General features: G+C 43.3%; 6 protein-coding genes. 2 read left to right on the top strand and 4 right to left on the bottom strand.

What is annotated here, in order from left to right; genetic code table 11:
- Positions 1 to 4097 (top strand): VCBS domain-containing protein (locus tag AACQ75_RS06695; protein ID WP_170888454.1); only part of this gene is annotated, 4097 nt, incomplete at its 5' end.
- A 61-nt stretch (positions 4098 to 4158) separates the two neighbouring features.
- On the opposite strand, the gene AACQ75_RS06690 is transcribed toward AACQ75_RS06695, so the two are convergent.
- The gene (locus tag AACQ75_RS06690; protein ID WP_047689509.1) at positions 4159 to 5352 is read right to left on the bottom strand and encodes a class I SAM-dependent methyltransferase; all 1194 of its coding nucleotides are present in this window, start codon (positions 5350 to 5352) and stop codon (positions 4159 to 4161) included.
- Positions 5353 to 5573: 221 nt separating this feature from the next.
- Between AACQ75_RS06690 and yccX the strand changes: the two genes are divergently transcribed.
- On the top strand, positions 5574 to 5852 hold the full coding sequence (gene yccX, locus AACQ75_RS06685) for an acylphosphatase (RefSeq protein WP_064625145.1): 279 nt from the start codon (positions 5574 to 5576) through the stop codon (positions 5850 to 5852).
- 56 nt (positions 5853 to 5908) lie between these two features.
- Here yccX and AACQ75_RS06680 read toward each other — a convergent pair whose 3' ends face one another.
- The 3 genes from AACQ75_RS06680 to AACQ75_RS06670 form a co-directional block, all read right to left on the bottom strand.
- Positions 5909 to 6238, bottom strand: coding sequence for a TusE/DsrC/DsvC family sulfur relay protein (locus tag AACQ75_RS06680; RefSeq protein ID WP_064625147.1), 330 nt, complete (start codon positions 6236 to 6238; stop codon positions 5909 to 5911).
- A 126-nt stretch (positions 6239 to 6364) separates the two neighbouring features.
- A complete protein-coding gene (locus AACQ75_RS06675) occupies positions 6365 to 7033 on the bottom strand; it encodes a Bax inhibitor-1 family protein (protein ID WP_010318447.1) in 669 nt (222 codons plus the stop codon).
- Between the two features lie 204 nt (positions 7034 to 7237).
- Positions 7238 to 8005 (bottom strand): amino acid ABC transporter ATP-binding protein, encoded by a 768-nt coding sequence (locus tag AACQ75_RS06670; RefSeq protein WP_013856933.1) that lies wholly within the window; start codon positions 8003 to 8005, stop codon positions 7238 to 7240.
- Between the last annotated feature and the right edge of the window lies 1 nt (position 8006).

The raw sequence follows: 8006 nt of genomic DNA, 5'->3' as shown, positions 1-8006 counted from the left end.
GGACGTTCGTGGCGAACAGTGCGTTCAATGAGATGAATGTTGGCGACAGCAAAGTCGAAAGCTTCACGGTGACGTCGGTAGACGGCACAGAGCAAGTCGTGAAAGTGACGATCAATGGCACCAACGATGCGGCGACGATAGAAGGCGACACTGAGGTCGTGGCCTCTGAAACCGATGCGGCGTTGAGCTTGACCGGCACCTTGACCGCGACGGACGTGGACAACGCAGACAACACCTTCACAGCGACAAGCAAAGAAGGCCGCTACGGCACGTTCAGCATCGCGGAAAACGGCGAGTGGACGTTCGTGGCGAACAGTGCGTTCAATGAGATGAATGTTGGCGACAGCAAAGTCGAAAGCTTCACGGTGACGTCGGTAGACGGCACAGAGCAAGTCGTGAAAGTGACGATCAATGGCACCAACGATGCGGCGATCATCGCAATCTCAAGCATTGCTCCTCTCTCCGAGGAAGGCTTATCTGGTGGACTTCAAGATGATATTGGATCCTCAGATACAAGCGACGCAGTTAAGGCATCTGGCACCATCACAATTGATGATGTAGATAGCGATTCCGTAGAGATCACTCTTTCGGGCCCGGTGGGCATCACGTCGGGAGGTATGGAAGTCGTTTGGGAATGGGATGCTCAAAATCACAAGCTGATAGGCTCTACATTTGGGAGTGATTCTAAATCCGTTATTGAAATCGAACTTACTGCTCCTAATGCAAGTGGCAAGGGCGAGTGGAACTATACAGTCACTTTACTCAACCCTGTCGACCATCCAGATGGCTCCCAAGAAGATACACTGAGTTTAGATCTTGGCGTATTTGTTTCAGATGGGCAAACCACAACGGAAAGCAAATTATCGATCATCATTGAAGACGATGCGCCTAGCAATCATGTGATGGAGCCAGTTGCTGCCACAGCAACTGATATTCCTGATGTGTTAATTGGCCTGTTTGATCTAACGAGTTACCGTGGTAATAGGACTACGATTGACGGTGGTCAATTTACTATTACTGCAAAAGGATTCTCTTCAGCTTTATCATCCACGTTAGTTAGTGCAAATATTAATGGTGACAGCGAAGGTATCGGCGTTAGTAGTAAGGGTTCTCCGTACCATAATCTTGCTAATGAAGTTGATTTTCGGAAGTTTTCTGATGGCAGCTCTGCATCCGAAGAGTTGGTTATTAAACTCGATCCTAACACGGTAGCTTATGGTGCGAAAATTGAGTTCAGCAAAATGTTTGGCGGTGAGGGCGAAAGCGGGATTGTTGAGTTTTGGCGAGATGGGAAGTTGATTGCAACTCAAAGTTTTACCTCTGATGAAAACCGTGGAGATTACGCTAAAGACTTTTCTGTGCAACAGGGTGGTTTTGATACGATGGTTATCAAAGCTACTGACAATGGTAACTCGTTTAATCATAAAGATAATAGTGACTTTACCGTTAAAAATATCGAGTTTCTTGGTGCGGATGCGCCGCAGCCAATTGCTTATGGTTCTGGTGTCGTTGAACCGCAATGGGGTGCCGATGGTCGAGGGGCACTGCAATTAGTTGGCCTAAATGAGTCTGCGACACTTAAAACGGTTACTGGCTCTGACATTACTGTTGAATTAGTAGGGGCAAATACTCTTACTGGTAAAGATGCAGAAGGGCATTTAGTCTTCAAACTCGAGTTTACACCGACAACGGGAAAATGGGAGTTTTACCAGTATCAAAATATACAATCGCCGCTAGGTGATGGAGATATTGATTTCCAAGTGAAAGTTACTGATGCCGATGGTGACAGTGCTGTGCTTGGTTTTGCGGTCAAGCCTGTGTCTCCACCGGTCATTGGTGAATTGACGCTCAATGTTTCTGAAGAGGGATTACAAGGCGGTATAGTAGATGACGAATCCGGCACTGGTTCACAAGATACGACTAACCAGACCTCAGTGGAAGGGCAGCTTAGTATTGCGAACGCCTCTGAGCTTTCTATGGGGATTCCTATTGGTACTTACACTTCTAATGGGGTAGCAATTACATGGAACTTATCTTCGGATAAACAGACACTGATTGGAACGGTTGCTGACAATAAAGTGGTCGAAATTACCGTAGATAACCAAGGCAAGGTGACTAGTCAGTTGCATGCTGTATTCGACCACACGAATAATGGTGGAGAAGATGACCTTGTGATTGATATTCCCATTGAAGCACAAAATTCAAGTGGTATTTCGAGCACAAGTACAATCACCATTGTTATCGAAGATGATGCCCCTATCGCTAATGCGGATGTTGCTTCAATCAATGTATTAGCCGATTCATTTAATTTTAACGGTGTTTCGGCTAAGTGGAGCAATATCGCAGGTGGTTCAAATATTACAATTTATGATTCGCGCGATGCTGACCCTGATTTAGACCAAGTACGCTGGGGAACGAGTGCAGGGTATGGGCAATCAGGGTATGGTTTTATTGATAACGATAGTGGACTGGCTGGGAATATAGCTCTCAATGAGCTAGTCCAACTAGGAACCTTTACTCACTATAATTACCCTATCTATGACTCGATTACGGGGGCAACACTAGATGTAACGTTTTCAGTAACCGATGCTTATGGTCGAGTAACTCCTGTGACGATTACGGTGAATTTTGCCCATAACGAAACACCAAATAATCAGTCTGATCCAAGGGATATCATTACTATTGAAAGTCAATCTGTGACTTTTGAATTTGAAGGTAAGATGTATACAGTTGAAGTCTTAGGTTTTGTTGATAAAAACGGTAATGTTATCAACTCGATAAAGACAGACGAAAATGCATCCAACCAGTTTGACTTGGTGGCAAAGATTGTTGAAGGAAGTGGTTACCATTTGCCAAGTGCTTTAGGTAATGTAATGCATAACGATTTGCACGGTGCCGATGGATCATTGACTGTCATAGGGTGTGTGAATGGAGAAACATCAAGCAGTATTAATACCGGTGTTGGCACTAAGGTTATTGGTTTGTATGGCGAGCTGATTCTGATGGCTGATGGTAGCTATACTTATCAAGTGACTGAGGATGCCTCTAAGATCCCCCTCAACGCACAGGAAGTTTTTAGTTATACCGTGAGAGATAATGATGGTGATGCTGCCAATAGTACTTTAACGATTTCAGTCAACGCTGTAGATAAAAATGGTGTACCCGTAGGTTTACCATTGACGGTTGAAGGCAATGATTTAAATGACATGATAGTTATTAGAAATGGTGAAAACTCACAGCACCCAGATAGATTCGATGTTGCTTTTGGGGGTAATTTGCTAGGTACAGTACGTGATGTTCATGGCAATGAAAACCATATTCACGTAGGGCAAGGTTATAATAATGGCTCTCAAAACCAAACTGTTAGTGGTGGATCGGGGAACGATCATATTGAGACGGGCTCTGGAAATGACGTCATTTATGCAGGAATGACGGGATCATATGGTTACAGTAGTGATGATGATTTGGAACTTTCTGCGTCTGAGATTGCCAATCATCACGTAATGACAGGCAATCTTTCTGGCACTGATTCAATGTTAGATAATGATGGTTTGTTATTATCGAACGATGTATCAAGCCGTAATGCTGACGTTGTTAATAGCGGTAGTGGCAATGATCGAATATTTGGTCAATCTGGCTCTGATATCCTTTTTGGTCATACTGGTGATGATTATATTGATGGTGGTTCTCACAACGATGGTTTGAGAGGTGGTGAAGGTAACGACACCCTTATTGGCGGCCTTGGTAGTGATATCTTAACGGGTGATAGTGGCGCAGACATATTCAAATGGGTTGAGATGGAAACCGCGACTGACCGCGTTACTGACTTCCATCGTTCGGAAGGGGATTCGTTAGATTTTTCCGATTTGTTTGAAGACATGACCAAAGATGAGATCACAGCATTGCTTGATGGACTGGGTGGTGCAGATCATCAAGGTGTTGCGGACGATGTATCTATCCGTGTTACAGGAAATGAACATGAATCGCACCTAACGATTGTCAAGTCGGGTCCAACATTGACCGTGGACTTTGATGGTGCGTCAGCTGCGGATATCACCAGTAGCTTGATGGATAACCTAAACCATTTAAAGGACTAAAATAACGAAAACCGGAGCTTGATTAGAGCTCCGGTTTTTCTTGCTGCCTATAAAATACGGCTTACAACACCTTACAGGCGAACCCTTTTAGATAAAACCCTTCAGGGTAGGCTGAATCTGTTAAGTGGTCAGCGGCTTGCTCGAACCTTTCAACAAATTTAACGCTACGACCTGCATCGAGCGCCGCATCGGCAATGATTTTTTGGAAGAGATCGGTGCCCATAAGGCCAGAGCATGAATAGGTGAGTAAAGTGCCACCCGGTTTTAAAATTTGCATTGCCAACATATTGATGTCTTTATAACCGTTTGCACCGGAGATCAGGTTATTTTTACTCGATACGAACTTAGGTGGATCCATAATCACCACATCAAACAGCGTTCCTTGATCACGGTATTCTCGCAATAATTTGAAAACATCGGCATTTAAAAATACAGCGCGTTTTTTGGAGATATCGAATTGATTGATCTCTGCATTGTATTTGGCGGTATCTAATGCAGGTTGTGAGACGTCGGCATTAATTACACGTTTGGCACCGCCTTTAAGAGCATACAAACCGAAGCCTCCGGTATAACAAAAACAGTTAAGGACATCTTTATCCTTCACATATTTTATTGATTTCTGGCGGCTGTCACGTTGGTCTAGGTAAAAGCCTGTTTTGTGTCCACCAACAATATCGACGCTAATTTTTACGCCATTTTCTTCGATAATGACTGATTTTGGCGGCTCATCGCCATGCAGCACGCCCATGCGCTCTTCTAAACCTTCTTTTTTACGAACGGCAACATCTGAACGTTCGTAAACATGGCACTCTGGGAAAACGATTGTCAGCGCTTTAACAATATTTGTTTTATGGTATTCAGCCCCTGCGCTAAGCAGTTGGCATACTAGATAATCTTGATACTTATCGATAGTAATACCGGGCAACCCATCTGATTCTGCTGCAATCAGCCTAAAGCCAGTAAGACCATCTCGTTCAATAATCTCCTGGCGAACTAACAGTGCATCTTCGAGCCGTTTCACAAAAAAATCGACATTGATCTCCTGCTTCTCAAAGCTCCAAACGCGAGCTCGAATTTGAGAAGTAGGGGAATAGGCTGCTTTTGCTAACCACTGATTATCATGAGTATAAACGTCGACGGTCTCTCCAAGGCTAGGCTCACCTTCTACCTTGCTGATCCCTCGGGAAAAGACCCATGGATGTTTACGGCGCAAAGATTTTTCACGGCCTTTGACTAGATAGATTGCAGCTGTCATACATTACTCGATGAATATTCAAAATGGGGGCGTATTTTCATAGAAAAGGTAATGGAAAGCAAACAAAGAGCGAGCGTCATACGTAAATAAAGGAAATTGTTTGGGGAGAGTGTCTATGGGATGTACATCAAATTAACCCATTGTCATTTCTTTCATTATAGTGAACGACGCATTTTAGTAGATAAATGATTGAGTATTTAAACATAGATAGAGGGATCCAAATGGCTCAACAGTGCGACAAGTTTATCGTGACAGGCAGGGTCCAAGGGGTTGGTTTTCGTTATCACACCGCTCATCAAGGACTAAAGCTAGGCTTAACAGGCTATGCTAAAAATTTACATAACGGCGAGGTTGAAGTCATCGCCATTGGGAATAGTGAAAATTTGGAGCAGTTTTATCAGTGGCTTCAACAAGGCCCCAAAACGGCGAAAGTAATGTTGGTGTCGCGTGAGTCACTTCTTTCTTATACCGAAAAATATAGCGGATTCGAAATACTTTAAAAGTAGCACCGCTTTGTATTTTGTATGGTTAAGTTGCTTGGGGGCTTAGTTTCGCACTACAAGCATTTGGCAGGTTTTGGTAACCCAGCAAGTTTAGTTGCTTGTTTGGCCGGGCCTTTTTTAAAGAGTTTGAACAGATATTTGCTATTGCCTTTTTCCGGACCATGCGCTTTTTCCATCGCTTTGACTAACATACGCACTGCGGGTGAAGTATTAAACTCTTCATAAAAGTGGCGCACGAACAAAATGACTTCTAGATGAGCGTCTGTTAACTCGATATCTTCCTGACTGGCCAGTGTCTGGATCATTCCTTCTTCCCATTCGGTATGGTCTAGGAGGTAACCCTGAGCATCAGTTTCGACGGTTTTACCATTGTATTCAAACATCTTTATTACTCGATTAAAAATCCGCGTTTAGGGTAGCGTAGTGAATGTGTGATCTCAACTGTTTAGAAAGCAAAAAGCCCGCAAGCTGTGGCTTGCGGGCTCGTTTGGACAAAATGTCGACGTGAATTAGTCGTCGTTCATAATGCCTAGAATAGCCAATAAGCTTGTGAACAAGTTCAGGATATTTAGATACATTGAGATGGTAGCACTAATGTAGTTTGTCTCTTCACCTCGTACGATGCGGCTTGTGTCAAATAGGATAAAACCAGAAAACACGAGCGCCGCGATGCTGCTGATCGCAAGTTGGCCAACGGTAGAACCAACAAAAATATTAATAATCGCCGCAACGATGACAATAATGAGGCCTGCCATTAAAAAACTTCTCATGAACGAAAAGTCTTTTTTAGTCGTAATGGTATAAGCGGATAAGCCCATAAAAACAAGGCCAGTAAGACCGAGTGCCTGAGCAATAATGCTAGAGCCATTCGGGATTGCCGCATAGTGATTAAGCATTGGGCCCAGAGCACCGCCCATTAATGTGGTGAACACAAATGTCCACACTATACCAGAAGAAGAGTTAATGGCTTTAGGCATCACGAAGAATAGAATACCGATTGCTCCCAACTGCATAGCGAGTGCCATGAATGGTGAAATCTGCATTGCCATTGTTGCCATCGCAGCAATAGCACTAGTGATAAGAGTCATTGAAAGCAAGAAGTAAGTATTCTTCAACACTTTATTAGTTTGTAGTGTGCTCTCTAAGCTAGCTGAGCGAGTAAACATAGGGCTGTTCATAATCTTCCTCGTAAGGGTTTATGTTTGTTTGTACATTTATGGGGCTGAATGAGCTAAAAAGCAAGCCCTGTATCGTATTTGTTTTGTGTAAATTTTAATAAAAATAGTCACTTAGATGTTAAAGAATGTGTAACACCATGTGTCTATGCTCATAAACAAAGAGAGAGGTGATGTTCACCTCTCTCTTTGTTGGTCGTTAATCCATTAATGATGGAGAATTTGAGAGAGAAAATTGCGCGTTCTATCGGATTGAGGATTTTCAAAAAATTCAACAGGGTTATTTTCTTCAATGATCTCACCAGCATCCATGAAAATAACGCGATCGGCCACTTCTTTAGCAAAGCCCATCTCATGGGTAACACAAAGCATCGTCATGCCTTCTCCTGCAAGTTCAACCATAACATCTAATACTTCCCGTACCATTTCTGGGTCAAGTGCAGATGTTGGTTCATCAAATAACATAATCTGTGGGTTCATGCACAATGAGCGTGCAATCGCAACTCGTTGCTGCTGACCGCCAGAAAGTTGACCGGGATATTTGTCTGCTTGATCAGGAATCTTTACGCGTTCCAAGTACTTCATCGCAACCGCTTCAGCTTCTCCTTTAGGCATCTTTTTTACCCAAATTGGAGCGAGTGTACAGTTTTCTAACACGGTTAAATGTGGAAAAAGATTGAAATGTTGGAAGCACATACCGACCTCGCGTCGCACGGCTTCAATATTTTTAAGATCTTCCGTCAGTTCGTTGCCCGCGACGACGATTTGTCCTTTTTGGTGCTCTTCCAAGCGGTTAATACAGCGAATCATGGTCGATTTTCCTGAGCCTGAAGGGCCACAAATAACGATCTTTTCGCCTTTTTTAACGGTAAGATTGATGTTCTTTAGTACATGAAATTCACCGTACCATTTATTCATATCATTAATCTGAATCATGATTTCTTCAGAAGGTGCGAGGTTGCGTTGCTGCGTCATA

The sequence above is a fragment of the Vibrio sp. B1-2 genome (genome assembly GCF_963888445.1).
Taxonomy (GTDB): domain Bacteria; phylum Pseudomonadota; class Gammaproteobacteria; order Enterobacterales; family Vibrionaceae; genus Vibrio; species Vibrio anguillarum.
This window is presented reverse-complemented; position numbering and strand designations above follow the sequence as displayed.